This window comes from Dellaglioa sp. CoH-56-MRSF-11 (genome assembly GCF_056782135.1).
The window spans coordinates 227,717-244,934 of the sequence record NZ_JBXAYE010000002.1; the positions used below are offsets into that span (position 1 = coordinate 227,717).

The following is a 17,218-nucleotide window of genomic DNA, read 5'->3' on the forward strand; positions in this document are numbered from 1 at the left end:
CGATTAACTCGATATTGAGTTAATCGTTTTTATTTTATGACTTTCCTTCCCATTCAGATTTGAAATTCTCAAGGAAATCTAACATAATTTGATGTCTATTTTTAGCCATTCGTTTTCCTGGTTCAGTGTTCATTGTTTCTGTAAGTGTCAATAACTTTTCGTAGAAATGGTTAATGACCGTTTGATTCTCAATATTCCTGTATTCTTCTGGGGTCATATTTCTTCTTGGACCACGATGTGGATCATATATTTTACTGCCAACATGTCCACCGTAATAAAAAGTTCTAGCAATACCGACAGCACCAATTGCATCTAATCGATCAGCATCTTGAACAACTTTTGCTTCTTCGGGCAAGTTAATAGTATTATCGTTCAATTGGTTTTTAAAAGAAATTGATTTAATAATTATTAAAATATCATTAATTTGAAGTGAAGTTAAATCAATAGATGTTAAAAAATTTGTTAAATTAGTTACTTCTTCTTTAACATTATCGACTACTTTATCATCAATTACGTCATGTAAATAACTACTAAGAACAATTATTAAATAATTGATATTATGAATTTCTGAGGCAATCGTTTTTGAATTTGTAACGACTCGTTCAATATGAGCAAAGTCATGTCCAGAAGTATCTGACGCTAATTTATTTTGCGTATATATTTTAACTGCTTGAATTTGTTCTTCAGGTAGCATCCTAAATTCTCCTTAAAATAAAAAAGCTTAGAGATAAAGTCTAAACTTTTAAGATTTTTTATTAAGCTTCAAAAACAGCTTGTAATTGAGGAACAACTTGTTTTTTTCTTGAAACAACACCAGGTAATGACAATTTGTTATCAGAAAGTTTTGTGTTGAAGGCTTTTTCAACCATTTCTTTAGGTTCTCCAACAACTAATAGTTCTGAATCACTGTCTAGGATATTTGTAACTAATAGTAAGAATAAATCATAATTATTAGCTTTACTATCATCTTCAATCGCTGAAACTAGTGCAGCTTCACGGTTAAAAACTTCTTCTAAATCAACGGTATTAACTTGAGCAACACGTACTGTTTTACCAGCCATATCAAAAGATTTGGCATCTCCGTTAATCAATTCTGTTTCAGTTTTGCTAGATAAATTAGTTCCAGCTTTTAACATATCTAATCCGTATACATTGTAATCAGTGTTACTAATTTTAGAAAGTGCTTTAGTTGCTTCAATATCAACTGGAGTCGTTGTAGGTGATTTGAATAACAATGTATCAGAAATAATAGCTGACATCATTAATCCTGCAATATTAGCAGGAATTTCAATATTGTTTTCATTAAACATTTTCCATAGGATGGTACTTGAACAACCGACAGCCTCTGCGCGGAAATTAAGAGGCATATTGGTTGTGAAATTAGCAATACGATGATGATCGACAACGTCTGTTACAACAAGATCAGCGATATCAGAAACACTTTGTTGAGATTCATTATGATCAACTAACATAACTGATTCAACCTCATTTTTAGCTGTTTCAATAATTCTTGGTTCAGGTTCATTAAAGTAATCTAAAACAAATTTTGTTTCTTCACTTAATGTTCCTAAGGTAACGGCTTCAGTATCGAAACCTAATTTATTTTGTAGATATGAGAATGCTTTAGCAGCTACAACTGCGTCTGTATCAGGACTTTGATGTCCAAAAATTAATTGTTTAGTCATTATTATAATCTCCTTTTTATTTGTTAATTTCTTTAAGTCGAGTCATGTAATCTTTTTCTTCTAAAAATTTATCAAATGCATTTAAAAAATGTTCATTTCTAGGAATTTCATCTTTATCTTTTCTAAAGACAAATGACAAATCAAATTTTATTTCTGGATCAAAATGAGATGTCCAAAGGTCTTTGCTTTCAGGATGAGCCGTTAAAAATGAAGTTGGTAATGCTGAATAAGCATGTGTTGCACGAGCAAATTTTAAAATCTGTGTGGGTGATGTAAATCTAGCAACACTCTTTGGCAGGTTAACTAATTGATTTTGATAAATTGTTTTAATTGTTTTATCAAGATAATAATCACTTGGATAAGTGACCCAAACATTATCAATTGTTTCTTGAAGTCTAACTTTCTTTTTAGAAGATAACTTTTCATTATGATGTAAAAACAATAAATCTTCAGTAAAGATTTTCTTACTTTCGTATGGTTTCCAGTTTTTAATACTTTCATCTGGAAGATACATAATAGCTAAATCAATTTTATTATTCTCAAGTTCACTCCAAATTTCTTTACGCGTTAGTAAATGGAATGACACAATAATATCTGGATTATTTTTATAGTACTGGATAACAAAATCATCAAACACTTCGTCTTCGATTGAAGCCAAAATCCCGATAGTAATTTCTCCTTGTGTTGCACTTGTTGATTGTTGAATTTCATTCGTTGCTTTATTTAATGTTTCATAGATTTGGTGTGTTGCATCTAGCATTGTATAGCCAGCATCAGAAAGATGTAATTTTTTACCAACAGAATAAAAAAGTGGTGCACCAACTGTTCTTTCTAATTTTTTAATTTGCTGTGTTAATGCAGGTTGTGTGATTCCTAATATTTGGGCTGCTTGCGTATAATTCATTATATCTGCAAGCTGTAAAAAATATGTTAACGTTTTTGATGAAAATATATTTTCTTGCTTTGTTTTCATATTAGCGTGATCTCCTCAGTTCTAGAAATTAATAGTCATATTAGTATAATAAGCGTAATAAAAAAAAAGAGCAAACAAATTTGCCTTTTTTTAACAATTTAATTATTAATTAATCTCATTTAAATTATTAGGTATTCCTAATTGTTCTGTATCAATAACAAATGAACCATTTGAATATCTATCAGATAGCGGATATGACATTGGTTCGATAATAAATTCATTGCCACTTTCAGTAAGGGCATTTAAATTCACATCTTTAGTAATGAGTTTCATGCCAACGACTCTATGAGGTTCCTTCTTAAGCTCTCTAAGAACAAGAACGCCACGTTTCGCCCTACTTGTCGAGCTCACTTCTGATACAGCCATACGCTTAAATGAACCGCGCTGTGTTAATAATCCAATCTGACTATGTTCAGTTACTAAACAAGTAGCGGCAACATAATCATCCTTCTTAAGATTCATCGCGATTACACCAGCTGCTTTAGATCCGACAACAGGAACTTCTTCGAGAGGATACTTTAATCCATACCCATCATGTGAAGCACTAAAAATGAATAACGAGTCATCCGTTTCTTTCAAGTATGAAATCAAGATAACATCATCGTTAGCTTCCTTCAATTTCATGAATTTACTTGCATGACCTTTATAAGTTCGTCCGGGTTGTAAGTCGGAAACCAGTGTTTGTTTAATGAATCCATTTTTAGTTGCAAAAACAAATTTACCAGGGACATTCACTTTTTTGAAAGAAAATGCTTTAATTAAATATTCATCAGTATCTAATCCAATAGTTTGTGAAATATGTTCCCCAGTATCTTTCCACTTTGCCTCAGTTATTTCATGAATTGGACGGTAAATCATATTTCCCTTATTTGTAAACATAAATAGATGATCTAATGTGTTAACAGATTCATTAAATACAATTTGATCTTCGTTTTTCAAACCATTCTCATTTACTCCTGAGGCGTTAAATGACCGTAATGAGCTACGTTTGAGATAACCATCACGGCTAACTAATACTTGAACATCTTCGGGAGTTACTAAAACTGCTGTTTCAATCTTAATGTCTTCAATATGTTCTTGAATTTCAGTTAGTCGAGGTGTGGCATATTCTTTAGATACTTGTTTAAGCTCTTTTTTCACAACATCAGATAACTTACTAGGATCTGCCAATATTGCTTTGTAATCAATAATTTTTGCAGCAAGCTCTGCATTTTCTTTTTCAAGCGCAGTCACATCTGTATTAGACAAGCGGTACAGTTGTAATGAAACAATTGCTTCAGCTTGTTTTTCTGTGAAATCGAACAGATCCATTAAGCTTAATTTAGCACTCTTTTTATCTTTACTTGCACGGATTGCTTTAATTACTTTATCTAAAATTGATAAAGCTTTAATTAACCCTTCAACGATATGTTGACGAGACTCAGCCTTTTTTAAATCAAATTCAGTTCTTTTTTTCGTAACACTTAATTGATACTCTAAGTACGAAGATAAGAATTTTTTTAAGCCAACTAACTCAGGTCGTTGATGGTTAATTGCAACCATATTGAAATTATACGAAATTTGTAAATCAGTATTTTTAAATAAATAATTTAAAATACCTTGTGCATTGACGTTGCGTTTTAATTCAATTGCAATTTGTAGTCCTTCACGATCACTTTCATCTCGAACTTCAGCAATCCCATCAACTTTTTTTAATAAGCGAATTTCATCCATCTTTTTAACAAGAACAGCTTTATTCACTTCGTATGGAATTTCTGAAATAATAATTTGTGTTTTACCACCCTTTAGTTCTTGAATCTCAGTTCTAGAACGAACGACTACTTTACCACGCCCCGTTTTATAAGCACTCTGGATGCCGGATAGTCCTTGTAAAATACCACCGGTTGGAAAATCGGGGCCCTTAACGAATGACATTAATTTATCTAAAGTCGCATTTGGATGACCAATTAAATAAACAACGGCATCAACAACCTCGCTTAAATTATGAGGTGGAATTTCAGTTGCATACCCAGCTGAAATTCCCGTTGCACCATTTACTAACAAATTAGGAAATCTTGCTGGTAAAACAGTTGGTTCATACTCCGTATCATCAAAATTCAATACGAAATCAACCGTTTCTTTTTCAATATCACGTAGCATTTCAGTCGCAATTTTACTTGTACGAGCTTCTGTGTAACGCATTGCGGCAGGAGAATCACCATCCATTGACCCATTATTTCCGTGCATTTCAATTAATGGTGTTCGTAATTTCCAGTTTTGACTCATACGGACCATAGCTTCGTAAATTGAGCTATCTCCATGAGGATGAAAATTACCCATAACATTTCCGACAGATTTAGCAGATTTTCTAAACCCTTTATCATATGTGTTACCATCTTGATTCATTGCGTATAAAATACGACGTTGAACAGGTTTTAGGCCATCACGTATATCAGGTAAAGCACGTTCTTGAATAATATATTTAGAATAACGACCAAATCGTTCACCCATAACATCTTCTAAGGTCAGCTCTTGAATTTTTGATGTATCTTTTTCTATAGCCAAATTAATAATCCTCCTTCCTTAGTCAGTCGTTGTTTGATCTTCAAATAATGTTAAATCTTCTTCATTTTTTAAATCAGTAACTTGTTTACTTGATACCTTATCAAGGATACTACCGTCCTCTTCAAGTGAAAATTGAACATTTTCTTCAATCCAATTTCGACGAGGTTCTACCTTGTCGCCCATTAAGGTTGTCACTCTTTTTTCAGCAAGTGCAGGATCATCAATTCGAATTCTAACTAAAGTTCTTGTCATTGGATCCATAGTTGTTTCCCATAATTGATCTGCATTCATTTCGCCCAGACCTTTAAATCGTTGTAGGTTGTAACCACGTCCAATTTTTGTTGTTGCTTTATCAAGCTCTTCATCGGTCCAAGCATAGATACTCTCTATTTTTTTACCCGTTCCTTTTTGAATTTTATATAAAGGTGGTAAAGCAATATAGATTTTCCCAGCATCAATTAGTGGACGCATATATTTATAGAAAAATGTCAATAATAAGGTTTGGATGTGCGCACCATCAGTATCAGCATCAGTCATGATAATAATTTTATCGTAGTTACTGTCTTCGAGCTTAAATTCAGCACCAACACCTGCGCCAACTGTATAAATCATTGTATTAATTTCTTCATTTTTTAAAATATCTTGTAATTTTGCCTTTTCAGTATTCAATACCTTACCACGTAAAGGTAGAATGGCTTGGAATTTGCGTTCACGACCTTGTTTAGCTGAACCACCGGCAGAATCACCTTCGACTAAAAACAACTCATTTTTCTTAGCGTTTTTCGATTGTGCAGGTGTTAATTTCCCAGATAATAAGCGATCATTTTTCTTTTTCTTTTTCCCATTTCTTGAATCATCACGAGCCTTACGAGCTGCTTCTCGAGCCTCTCTAGCTTTAATTGATTTTCTAACAAGTTCTTGTGCAAACTCACCATTTTCCATCAAATAAAACCCAAGTTTTTCACTCAGAACGCTATCGACGATAGATCTTGCTTCGGGTGTACCTAATTTACCCTTCGTTTGTCCTTCGAATTGCAATAACTCTTCAGGTATTCGCACTGAAATGACTCCTGAAAGGCCCTCTCGAACATCACTACCTTCTAAATTACGATCTTTATCTTTTAAAAGACCTAATTTTCTGGCATATTCGTTAAATGCTTTTGTCCAAGCAGACTTCATTCCTGCTTCATGTGTACCACCATCTTTTGTCCGAACGTTATTAACAAAGGACATTAAGTTTTCTGAGTAGCCATCATTATATTGTGCTGCAACTTCTACTTCAATTTTATCTTTAATGCCATCAAAATACATCACTTCGCCAAGTGTATCTTTGTCTTCGTTTAAATAAGCAACGAATTCTTTAATACCTTCTTCAAAATGATAGATATCTTGTTTATCAGTTCTTTCATCTGTTAAAACAATTTTGACACCACGTAATAAAAAGGCAGACTCTTTTAATCTTTCAGCTAAAATATCATACTTATAAATTGTAGTTGAAAAAATACTTTCATCGGGTTTAAAAGTTACTGTTGTTCCATTTGCTCGTTTAGTTGCACCTAATTTTTTTAAAGTCCCAACTGGATGCCCACCATTTTTAAACTTTTCTTCATAACGAATACCATCACGAACGGTATCAACTGTTAATGATGAAGATAATGCGTTAACGACACTTGCGCCAACGCCATGTAGTCCACCAGACGTTTTATATCCGCCTTGGCCAAATTTTCCACCAGCATGTAAGACAGTGAAGATAACTTCAACAGTTGGTATTCCTGATGCATGCATACCAATAGGCATACCACGACCATAATCTACAACAGTAATACTGTTATCACTGTGGATTGTAACGTCGATTTGTGAACCATATCCTGACAAGGCTTCATCAACTGCGTTATCAACAATCTCGTAGACAAGATGATGTAATCCCTTGCCATCTGTCGACCCAATATACATACCAGGTCGTTTTCTAACTGCTTCTAGTCCTTCAAGAACTTGAATTGAATCATCATTGTATTTTGTTTTATTTTGATTAGTCATTCAGTTAAACGCCCCTTACTCTGTATTCCTACAGTAACGTTACTATAATAACCTATTCTTTTTTAAAATGTAAAGAGAAATCCGAATAGATGTTCTATTTTATAAAAAATTTTGGTGTCTTCTTAAAAGAATGTTAAAATACTACTTATTGGATTTACTGGCTGAAAGGAGTGAATTATCATGGGTACAATCATATTAATGTTGATTATCGCTTATATTTTAGGATCAATTCCATCAGGGGTTTGGATTGGAAAATATTTTTATCAAAAGGATATCAGAAATTTTGGTAGTGGTAATGTTGGTACAACTAATACTTATCGAGTTCTTGGACCAAAAGCAGGGACTGTTGTCTTAGTGATGGATATATCAAAAGGAATTATAGCTGCAAGCCTCCCTTATATGTTTGGGGTCGCATCAACCGTTAGTCCTTTACTAATTGGTGTAGGTGCAGTAGCTGGACATACATTCTCAATATTTACTGGATTTAAAGGTGGTAAGGCAGTTGCTACTGGTGCGGGTATTTTATTACCGTATAATCCGCTATTTTTTCTTATCGCTTGTACCATGTTTATTTCTTTAATACTTTTAACGAGTATGGTAAGTGTTGCAAGTGTCATTGGATTTATTGGTATTACGATAACAGCGATATTATTTCAAGATTGGTTATTAACTAGTATTGCAGGTATTTTGACTATATTTGTTATTTATAAACATAGAGACAACATAAAACGTATTTTAAATGGTACTGAGAGTATGGTACCTTTTGGTCTTGGATTATATTTACGAAATAAAAAAAATCGATGATTATTTCATCGATTTTTTTTTTAAAATACTGTGATTTCATACGAACCTTCGAACGATTTATTTTTTTCTAACGTATAAATATTACTTTTATCTGATAAATTACCAGTAGATTCAATATTATCAGCTACTCCCCACCATGGTTCAATACAAACAAATGGTGAATTTTCAGGATATTTCGACCAGATACCAACGTAATCTGCACCATTTAATGTCACGGAAACACCATGATCATCTTCAGGTGTTGAAAGTAAGATAGTCGTTTCTAGTTGTTTCAATTCGTAAATTAAGGCATCATTTTTGAATGTTTCGCGAGATAACTTAATAGGTTCGTTGAACTTAACTGATTTTGCATTTTCGATATCGCTAAAAGGTCCAACTAGTGGAATTTGACGTCTTTCAACATTTGGTGCCACTTCAATTTGATAATTTTCTAGATTTAAATAAGCATTTTTAAGTGGTACGTTAAATGCTGGGTGTCCTCCGATAGAAAATAACAAAGGATTTTCATCGGGGTTATAAACATCGTAAATTACTTTTATTTGATGATTAGTTAAAATGTAATGTAATCTCAATCTAAAATTAAACGGATACTTTGAGATTGTTTCTGGGGATGAACCTAATTCCAGAACAACTGATGTTTTACTTTTAGAAACCACTGTAAAAAGCATGTCACGGGCAAAGCCATGTTGACCCATTTTATATGTTTTATGATCATACGCATATTCATCATTTTTTAAACGCCCAACAAATGGAAACAATACTGGGGCATGTCTACCCCAGTATTGTTTATCTGCTTGCCAAATATATTCAATAGATGTGTCATTTCCGGTAATACTGATTAATTCAGCACCTTGTTCAGCAATTTTGACTGTGATGAAATCATTTTTAAGTTCAACTGTCATTTTAGTTCACCCTATCCTATAAAATATAACGACTAAGATCTTTATCAGCAACGATGTTACCAATTTTGTCTTCAACATAACTTTCAGTAATTGTTATGTCACCCATTTGCATATCTGGACCCTCAAATAGTAAATCTTCAAGTAATTTTTCAAGAATTGTATGCAGTCTGCGTGCACCAATATTTTCAGTATCGTGGTTAACGTTGTAAGCAATTTCAGATATTTTCTCAATTGCTTCAATTGTAAATGTCACATTAATATTATCAGTGCCAATTAAAGCAATATATTGTTTAATTAAGGCATTATGAGGTTCTGTAAGAATTTTAACAAAATCTGCTTGGCTCAAATCATCTAATTCAACTCGAATTGGGAAACGACCTTGAAGTTCAGCAATTAAATCGCTAGGTTTACTTTCATGAAAAGCACCTGATGCAATAAACAAGATATGATCAGTATTAATAACACCATATTTAGTTGAAATTTGAGAGCCTTCAACAATTGGTAAAATATCACGTTGTACGCCTTCTCTAGAAACTTCACCACTATTTTTTTGAGATTTTGAAGTAATTTTATCAATTTCATCAATAAAAATAATTCCAGTGTTTTCAGCACGTTCAATTGCAGCTTGATTGATATCTGCTACATTAACTAATTTTTTTGATTCTTCACGAATTAAAATTTTACGGGCTTCTGCTACGGTTAACGTTCTTTCTACTTGGCGTGTTGGTGTTAATGCACTTAAGGTATCTCCTAAGTCGATGCCCATTTGTCCCATCATGCCATTCATACCAGAAGGCTGTTTAGGTTCATCAACTTTAATTGTCACTTCGTTATTTTCTAATAAACCACGACTTAGTTGTTCCGATACAGATAGTCGTTCATTTCTAATGTCGTCAGTGACCTCCTCTTCATCTTTTGCATCTAATCCGGCAGGTATTTGACCTTTTTGAATTTGAGACATCATTTGCATAAGATTAACATTCTCGGCTTTTTTTTGTTTTTTAATACCTGGAACTAGAAGTTTTACAAGTCGTTTATCAGCCATACGTTCAGCTGCGCCTGAAACACGGCCATATTGAGCATCTTCTTCTAATTTAATTGACACGTCAACCAAGTCACGTACCATTGATTCAACATCACGTCCAGCGTAACCAACTTCAGTGAATTTTGTTGCTTCAACTTTAATAAATGGTGCTTCAAGCATTGTTGCCAAACGACGAGCAATTTCAGTTTTACCTACACCAGTTGGCCCAATCATCATTAAATTTTTAGGTGTAACATCTTTTTGCATTGATTCAGAAAGTTGCATCCGACGATATCTATTACGTAATGCAACAGCAATGGCCTTTTTTGCATCATTTTGACCGATAACGTATTGATCTAGTTCTGTAACAATCTGTTTTGGTGTTTTATCACTTATAGTCATAAATTTACCCGCTTTCTATAATTCTTCTGAGATGACATGATGGTTAGTAAAAATATCAATATCACCGGCAATATTAATTGATGCCTCAGCAATTTCTTTAGCTGACATATCAGTTGTATGATGCTTAAGTGCCTTTGCAGCAGACAAAGCAAAATTTCCGCCAGATCCGATTGCTAAAATGTCATCGTCAGGTTCAATTACTTCTCCACTACCAGAAACTAATAACATTTCATTACTGTTCATTACAATCAAAAGTGCTTCTAATTTTTGTAAGGATTGTTCACTACGCCAATCCTGAGCTAATTCAACTGCTGCACGTTGTAAATTACCACTAAATTCATTTAATTTTTTTTCAAATCGTTCTTCAAGATTAAATGCGTCGGCAACGCTACCAGCGAAACCAACAACTACTTGATCGTTATATATGCGACGAACTTTTCTAGCAGTCCCCTTCATAATAACTTTTTCACCCATTGTGACTTGGCCATCACCGGCCATTGCACAGTGACCATTATGCTTAACGGCACAAATTGTTGTTGCATGAAATGAAACAGTTGCCATAATAAACTCCTCCATGTTACTCATTTATTGTATAAAAAAACTTCATTGAACGCTACTACTGTAGCACAACAATGAAGTATAACTCAATTATTTTATCAGATATTTCATAAATATTTAAAGACTTGGTTTAACAATTGCTAAATGCTCTAGAGCACGATTTGCAACCGCTTGATTTTTTTCTTGTTTATCTCGAATTTTTGTGCCTAATTTAGGGATAATACCAAAGTTAGCATTCATCGGCTGAAAATGTTTACCACTGGCATGTGTTATATAATGGGCCATAGCTCCCATCACAGTTGTTTTAGGAAGTACGACTAGCTCTTCTCCTAAAACAAGATGTGCGGCATTGATCCCTGCTAATAATCCACTTGCAGCACTTTCTACATAGCCTTCAACACCTGTCATTTGACCAGCAAAAAATAAATCATTTCTAAATTTAGACTGATATGTTGGTTCCAGTGTATCAGGAGAACGCATAAATGTATTACGATGCATAACACCATAACGAACAAATTCAACATTTTCTAAACCTGGAATTAGTGAGAAAACATTCTTTTGTTCGCCCCATTTAAGATGCGTTTGGAAACCAACAATATTGTATAAGTCACCGACTGCATTGTCTTGACGCAATTGGACAACGGCAAAAGGTGTTCTACCAGTCTTAGGGTCTTCTAATCCAACTGGTTTTAAAGGGCCAAATAACATTGTTTTAGCGCCTCTTCTAGCCATTTCTTCAATTGGCATACAACCTTCGAAAAATTTTTCATCTTCAAAATCATGCATTTCAGCAGTTTCGGCCCCTATTAGTGCCTTATAAAAGGTTATAAATTCCTCTTTAGTCATTGGACAATTAAGGTATGCAGCATCACCTTTATCATATCGTGATTTTAAGTAGATTTTATCCATATTTAATGATGATTTTTCTAAAATTGGTGCAGCTGCATCATAAAAATAAAGTCCCTCACTACCATTTAATTGTTTAATTGATTCTGCTAAACCTGATGATGTTAAAGGACCTGTCGCAACAATTGTTGGACCTTTTGGTAGTTCAGTTAACTCTTCATTGATAACCGTAATATTTTCATGATTTTTAACTAAATCAGTTATCTCACCAGAAAATTTATCACGGTCAACGGCTAGCGCACCGCCAGCCGGAATTGCATTATGGTCAGCTGACTTCATAATAACTGAATCTAACTGTCTCATCTCTTCCTTCAAAAGACCAACGGCATTCGTAATTTGATTAGCTCTTAAAGAATTCGTACAAACTAGTTCAGCAAAATTCTCAGTATGATGCGCTGGTGTCATTTTGATAGGGCGCATCTCGTATAAATTAACATGAACTCCTCGCTTGGCAATCTGCCATGCAGCTTCACTACCGGCAAGACCAGCACCGATTACATTAACGCTAGTATTTTCCATTATATAATCCCCCTGCTAGTTAGATTCAATTATTTTTGAACCGCTTCTTCATAGTCACAATTACTACATTTGACTTGTTTTCCACCTTTTACTTTTTTCTCAATTAAATAATGTTGACATTTTGGACATTCGCGACCAATAGGTTTATCCCATGATACGAATTCACAATCTGGGTATCTTGAGCAACCATAGAATAAACGATTTCGTTTAGATTTACGTTCAATTACTTCCCCTTGCTGACACAATGGACAAGTTACACCAATTTCTTTAACGATTGCTTTTGTATTACGACAATCTGGAAAACGCGTACATGCAAAAAATTTACCATATCGGCCCATCTTAATAACCATCGGTGACCCACAAATTTCACAATTAAATCCAGCTGGTTCATCTTTAATTTGAACTTTCTCAATTGTTTCTTGGGCATGTTCAACATTTTTTGAAAATGGTTTATAAAAATCATCAACAACTTTAACCCAATTTTCGTCTCCGACTTCAATGTTATCAAGACCTTTTTCTAATTCAGCAGTAAATTTAACATTCACAATATCACTAAAATAAGCTTCAATCATATCATCTACAATTTCACCCAGTTCAGTTGGTTCAAAACGCTTAGCAATTAATTTCACATAATATCGACGTTGAATAGTATCCAAGGTTGGTGCATACGTTGATGGACGTCCAACACCATTTTCTTCAAGTGTTTTAATTAAATTTGCTTCAGTGAATCTAGCAGGTGGCTGAGTAAAATGTTGGTTAGGCTGATTTTTAGCTAACTTAACATGATCGCCAACTTTTAAATCCGGTAAAATATTATCAGTCTTTTTGTTATCCTCATAAATTTTTGTATAACCTGCAAACTTAGTCTTTGACCCAGAAGTATGATAAGTAACGCCATTTTGTTCAATAGATACAGACATTGTATCCATTACAGCTGGTGTCATTTGACTGGCAACAAATCGCGACCAAATTAATTTATATAACTTCATTTGATCATTACTTAAATAATCCTTCATTGAAGCAGGTGTACGTAAAACAGAGGAAGGTCTAATTGCTTCATGTGCGTCCTGTGCACCTTCTTGTAATTTACCTTTGCGTGGCTTAATAGCTGCATAATCTTCACCATACTTTTCGTGTAAAAATTGAGCAGTTTCATGTTTGGCAGTCGTAGATACACGAGTCGAGTCGGTACGCATGTAAGTGATTAAACCAACAGTACCCTGTTTTCCGAGATGAATTCCTTCATATAATTGTTGTGCAACCATCATCGTTTTTCTTGTACGAAAGTTTAATTTTCTATTAGCATCTTGTTGCATTGTACTTGTAGTAAATGGTAAAGCTGGAAATCTTTTACGTTCTTTTTTTGTGACAGCGGTGATATCAAAATCTTGTTTTGTATCAATTAATGCCATTACTTTTTTAACATCTTCATTATCATGAAGTGCTTTTTTCTTTCCCTTAATACCATAAAAAGCTGCATCAAATTTCTCTTTACCTTTTTTAAATTCAGAATCAATAGTCCAGTATTCCTCTGGTATAAATGCACGAATTTCTTTTTCTCTATCAATAATTAAATTCAAAGCAATAGACTGAACTCGACCAGCACTTAAGCCTTTTTTTATTTTAGCCCATAATAAAGGACTAATTGAATAACCAACTAATCTATCTAAAATACGGCGAGCTTGTTGTGCATCAACTAAATTCATATCAATTGATCTAGGATCATTAAAAGCATTTTTAACTGCATCTTTTGTAATTTCATTAAAAACAACACGATTTTTGTCCGTGATATCTAAATCTAAAATATGAGATAAATGCCATGCAATTGCCTCGCCTTCACGATCAGGATCGGCTGCTAGATAAACATTTTTAGCTTTTTTAGCTTCTTTTTTTAAACTTTTAATAACATCGCCTTTACCACGAATTGAAATGTAATGAGGATCATAGTTGTTTTCAACGTCAACTCCCATTTTACTTCGTGGTAAATCTCTAATATGTCCAAGACTAGCGACAACATGGTAGTTGCTGCCTAGGTATTTTTCAATTGTTTTAGCCTTAGAAGGTGATTCAACAATAACTAGATTTTTTTTTGCCGGCGTTCTCTTTTTCTTTTTGGTTACTGGCATAATTGAACTCCTTCGTAGTATTTATATTGTAAGCAATAACATTTTTAAAATCGTTAGTAATCTTAAAGCATATTAGAGAGACTTGTCAAGCGTAACTAGTTTTCATAGAACTCTGCAAGTATCTGTTCACCGTTAATAATCGGCATTGCACCGGCTATTATTAGTTCATTACACCCAAGTGAAAGAGGACTAATAATTGATCCGGGTACAGCTAGTACTGTGCGATTTTCTTGCAATGCTAAATTGGCAGTTATAAGACTACCACTATGGTGTTTAGCCTCTGTAACTAATAAGCATTCACAAAGGCCTGCAATAATTCGATTTCTTTCAGGGAAATGATTACGTTGTGGTCCTGTATTCAGTCCGTACTCAGATAATAAAAGTCCCTTTTTGCTAATTTCAATTTGTAAATCTTCATTAATTTTTGGATAATAAATATTTAAACCTGTCCCAATAACAGCAATTGTATCTGCTCCGTTAGCTATTGTAAATTGGTGTGCCAAGGTATCAACGCCGGCTGCTAATCCGCTTAAAATTACCTTATCATTTTGGATACTATTTGGTAATAATAATCGTATTACTTCTATTGAGTAGTCAGTTCTTTGCCGAGCACCAACAACAGCAAGTGATTGTCGATTTAATAATTGCGTATTTCCTCGCATAAAAAGAACAATTGGTGGTCGATAGCATTCTTTTAGTCGATACGGATAGTCCTCATCAATAATAGTCACAATTGTTGAATGTAACTTATTGGTAATAACCTCATTTTTCAATGAAATACTAGTGTAAGCTTTACTGAAACTAGCTATTTTTTTACTATTTAAATTTAAAATGGATTTAATTACATCTAGAGTTAAATCAGTACAACTTGGATTCTGTTGTAACCAATCAAAAATTTTATTTTCGCCAATATACGTTATTTCAGAACATAGTCTAAGTTTAATTAAAGTGTCTCTTATTGTCATTGTTTCTCCTTATTAGTCATTAATACTAATAAGGTACGCAATTTATTTCATTATTTTTTTAGAATAGATTTAATTGGTTCAAATGTTCGACGATGAATTGGAGTGACTCCTAATTTGCTAAGTCCTGCTAAATGTTTTTTAGTTCCATATCCATCATTATGATTGAAATCGTATCCTGGATATAATTCATTGTAAAAGTTCATGAGATGATCTCGGTAAACCTTAGCAACGATACTAGCAGCAGCAATACTAGCACTTTTAGAATCGCCTTTAATGAAACTTTCCTGCGGAATATCGCTATCAATCGTCATAGCATCAATCAATAATTGTTGTGGTTTCACGTCCAATGAATTAACAGCTTCTAACATAGCAATTCTTGATGCTTGATATATATTAACTTCATCAATTGTTTGATTATTTATCACAGATATACCAACTGAAACAGCTGTAGCTAATATTTCAACGTATAATGCTTCACGCATAGATGCAGATAATTTTTTCGAATCATTCACGTCAATTAGATTGAAATTATGAGGTAAAATAACTGCTGCACTAACAACTGGACCAGCTAACGGTCCTCTTCCAACCTCATCAATACCAGCGATGTAAGGAATACCATTCTGCCATAGGTCTCTTTCTATTACTAACCTACGATTAAATAATTCTTGGTGTTCAACTAGTTTTTTTTGTCTATTATTATATTGGATTAAAAGCTTAATAACTCCTTTGCGAGAGTCTTTAGCTATTTCTTGCATAAAATTATCCGATGGATTATTCAATAAATGTTCTTTTACTTGAGAAATTGTAAATTTGGTCACAACTATTCGCCACCCAATTGAGGGATTTCTAAGGTATAACGACCAAGTTTACCTTGTCTAATATCAAATATAATTCTCTCACTCGCACGATCATAATCTTCTTTGAAACCCATTTTTTTTGTTAAATCTAATAATAAATCAACATTACTTAACTGCATTTGTTCATCCGTTAATTTATATTTCTCTTGTAATGCCTTTGGATTTGTTTGTTTAAAATGTTCTAACCCGTATAATGCAATGTCATCTTTTGCATATAAAGAGTCTTTTATTGCTCCTGTTAAAGCAAGACGTTTACCGATTTCTTGATCTTCAAATTTGGGCCATAAAATACCTGGTGTATCTAAAAGAGACATTGATTTTCCGGCTTTTAACCATTGCTGTGCTTTTGTCACCCCAGGTCTATTTCCAGTTATGGCGACATTTTTACTTAACAAATGATTTAGTAACGTCGATTTTCCAACATTCGGAATTCCGATACACATTACCTTAACTCGTTGTTGGAGGATACCTTTACTTTCTCGTAACGCTATTTTATCTTTTAAAACAACGTTAATTTTTTTCTCGATAGCGTTAAGTTGTCCGTGTTGACTATCTACTGCAACTGCCGGAATTCCTTTGTTTTCATAGTACTGTAGCCAACGTGCAGTAACGTTCGGATCGGCCATATCTTTTTTTGTTAAAACCATAATATGAGGTTTTGTTGCAAGTAATTGCTCAAGTTGCGGATTTCTAGATGATTCAGGCAATCTTGCATCAACTAATTCAAGTACGATATCTACTAAGTTTAATTTTTCCTTTACTAATCTTAAGGCTTTTGCCATATGTCCTGGGAACCATTGGATTACTGTCATTTAAATTCTCCTTGTTAAGCCAAGTAAACTTTTAATTAACTTGCTTAATTCTTTATATTTAACTCTCTTAATCAGAATACCTTAATTTGTGCACAAAAAGAAGA

At 33.5% G+C, this 17,218-nt stretch carries 14 protein-coding genes; 1 reads left to right on the forward strand and 13 read right to left on the reverse strand.

What is annotated here, in order from left to right:
- Positions 1-34 precede the first annotated feature (34 nt).
- From AC1RPT_RS03060 to parE, 5 genes are all read right to left on the reverse strand, one after another.
- Positions 35-694, reverse strand: coding sequence for an HD domain-containing protein (locus tag AC1RPT_RS03060; protein ID WP_481761319.1), 660 nt, complete (start codon positions 692-694; stop codon positions 35-37).
- Between the two features lie 61 nt (positions 695-755).
- Entirely contained in the window at positions 756-1,685 is a 930-nt protein-coding gene (locus tag AC1RPT_RS03065) for a manganese-dependent inorganic pyrophosphatase (protein ID WP_481761321.1), read from the reverse strand.
- Positions 1,686-1,701: 16 nt separating this feature from the next.
- Complete coding sequence (locus AC1RPT_RS03070; protein WP_481761322.1) at positions 1,702-2,658, reverse strand: LysR family transcriptional regulator; 957 nt, start codon at positions 2,656-2,658, stop codon at positions 1,702-1,704.
- Positions 2,659-2,763: 105 nt separating this feature from the next.
- The gene (gene parC, locus AC1RPT_RS03075; protein ID WP_481761409.1) at positions 2,764-5,196 is read right to left on the reverse strand and encodes a DNA topoisomerase IV subunit A; all 2,433 of its coding nucleotides are present in this window, start codon (positions 5,194-5,196) and stop codon (positions 2,764-2,766) included.
- Between the two features lie 24 nt (positions 5,197-5,220).
- Entirely contained in the window at positions 5,221-7,239 is a 2,019-nt protein-coding gene (gene parE, locus AC1RPT_RS03080) for a DNA topoisomerase IV subunit B (protein WP_481761323.1), read from the reverse strand.
- A gap of 180 nt (positions 7,240-7,419) precedes the next feature.
- On the opposite strand from parE, the gene plsY reads away from it, so the two are divergent.
- A complete protein-coding gene (plsY, locus tag AC1RPT_RS03085; RefSeq protein WP_481761324.1) occupies positions 7,420-8,043 on the forward strand; it encodes a glycerol-3-phosphate 1-O-acyltransferase PlsY in 624 nt (207 codons plus the stop codon).
- A 20-nt stretch (positions 8,044-8,063) separates the two neighbouring features.
- On the opposite strand, the gene AC1RPT_RS03090 is transcribed toward plsY, so the two are convergent.
- The 8 genes from AC1RPT_RS03090 to ylqF all read right to left on the reverse strand — a co-directional run bounded on the left by AC1RPT_RS03090 (position 8,064) and on the right by ylqF (position 17,114).
- Entirely contained in the window at positions 8,064-8,945 is an 882-nt protein-coding gene (locus tag AC1RPT_RS03090; protein ID WP_481761325.1) for an aldose 1-epimerase family protein, read from the reverse strand.
- Between the two features lie 16 nt (positions 8,946-8,961).
- Positions 8,962-10,371 carry an ATP-dependent protease ATPase subunit HslU gene (hslU, locus tag AC1RPT_RS03095; RefSeq protein WP_409022533.1) on the reverse strand — a complete coding sequence of 470 codons (1,410 nt, stop codon included), beginning with the start codon at positions 10,369-10,371 and terminating at the stop codon, positions 8,962-8,964.
- 15 nt (positions 10,372-10,386) lie between these two features.
- Positions 10,387-10,932 carry an HslVU peptidase proteolytic subunit gene (gene hslV / locus AC1RPT_RS03100; RefSeq protein WP_409022532.1) on the reverse strand — a complete coding sequence of 182 codons (546 nt, stop codon included), beginning with the start codon at positions 10,930-10,932 and terminating at the stop codon, positions 10,387-10,389.
- A gap of 114 nt (positions 10,933-11,046) precedes the next feature.
- Positions 11,047-12,354: an FADH(2)-oxidizing methylenetetrahydrofolate--tRNA-(uracil(54)-C(5))-methyltransferase TrmFO gene (gene trmFO, locus AC1RPT_RS03105; protein ID WP_481761326.1), complete on the reverse strand. Its 1,308-nt coding sequence runs from the start codon at positions 12,352-12,354 to the stop codon at positions 11,047-11,049.
- A gap of 29 nt (positions 12,355-12,383) precedes the next feature.
- The gene (gene topA / locus AC1RPT_RS03110) at positions 12,384-14,480 is read right to left on the reverse strand and encodes a type I DNA topoisomerase (protein ID WP_481761327.1); all 2,097 of its coding nucleotides are present in this window, start codon (positions 14,478-14,480) and stop codon (positions 12,384-12,386) included.
- 95 nt (positions 14,481-14,575) lie between these two features.
- On the reverse strand, positions 14,576-15,445 hold the full coding sequence (gene dprA / locus AC1RPT_RS03115) for a DNA-processing protein DprA (protein WP_481761328.1): 870 nt from the start codon (positions 15,443-15,445) through the stop codon (positions 14,576-14,578).
- Between the two features lie 50 nt (positions 15,446-15,495).
- On the reverse strand, positions 15,496-16,263 hold the full coding sequence (locus AC1RPT_RS03120) for a ribonuclease HII (RefSeq protein ID WP_481761329.1): 768 nt from the start codon (positions 16,261-16,263) through the stop codon (positions 15,496-15,498).
- A 2-nt stretch (positions 16,264-16,265) separates the two neighbouring features.
- A complete protein-coding gene (ylqF, locus tag AC1RPT_RS03125; RefSeq protein WP_481761330.1) occupies positions 16,266-17,114 on the reverse strand; it encodes a ribosome biogenesis GTPase YlqF in 849 nt (282 codons plus the stop codon).
- Positions 17,115-17,218: the final 104 nt, after the last annotated feature.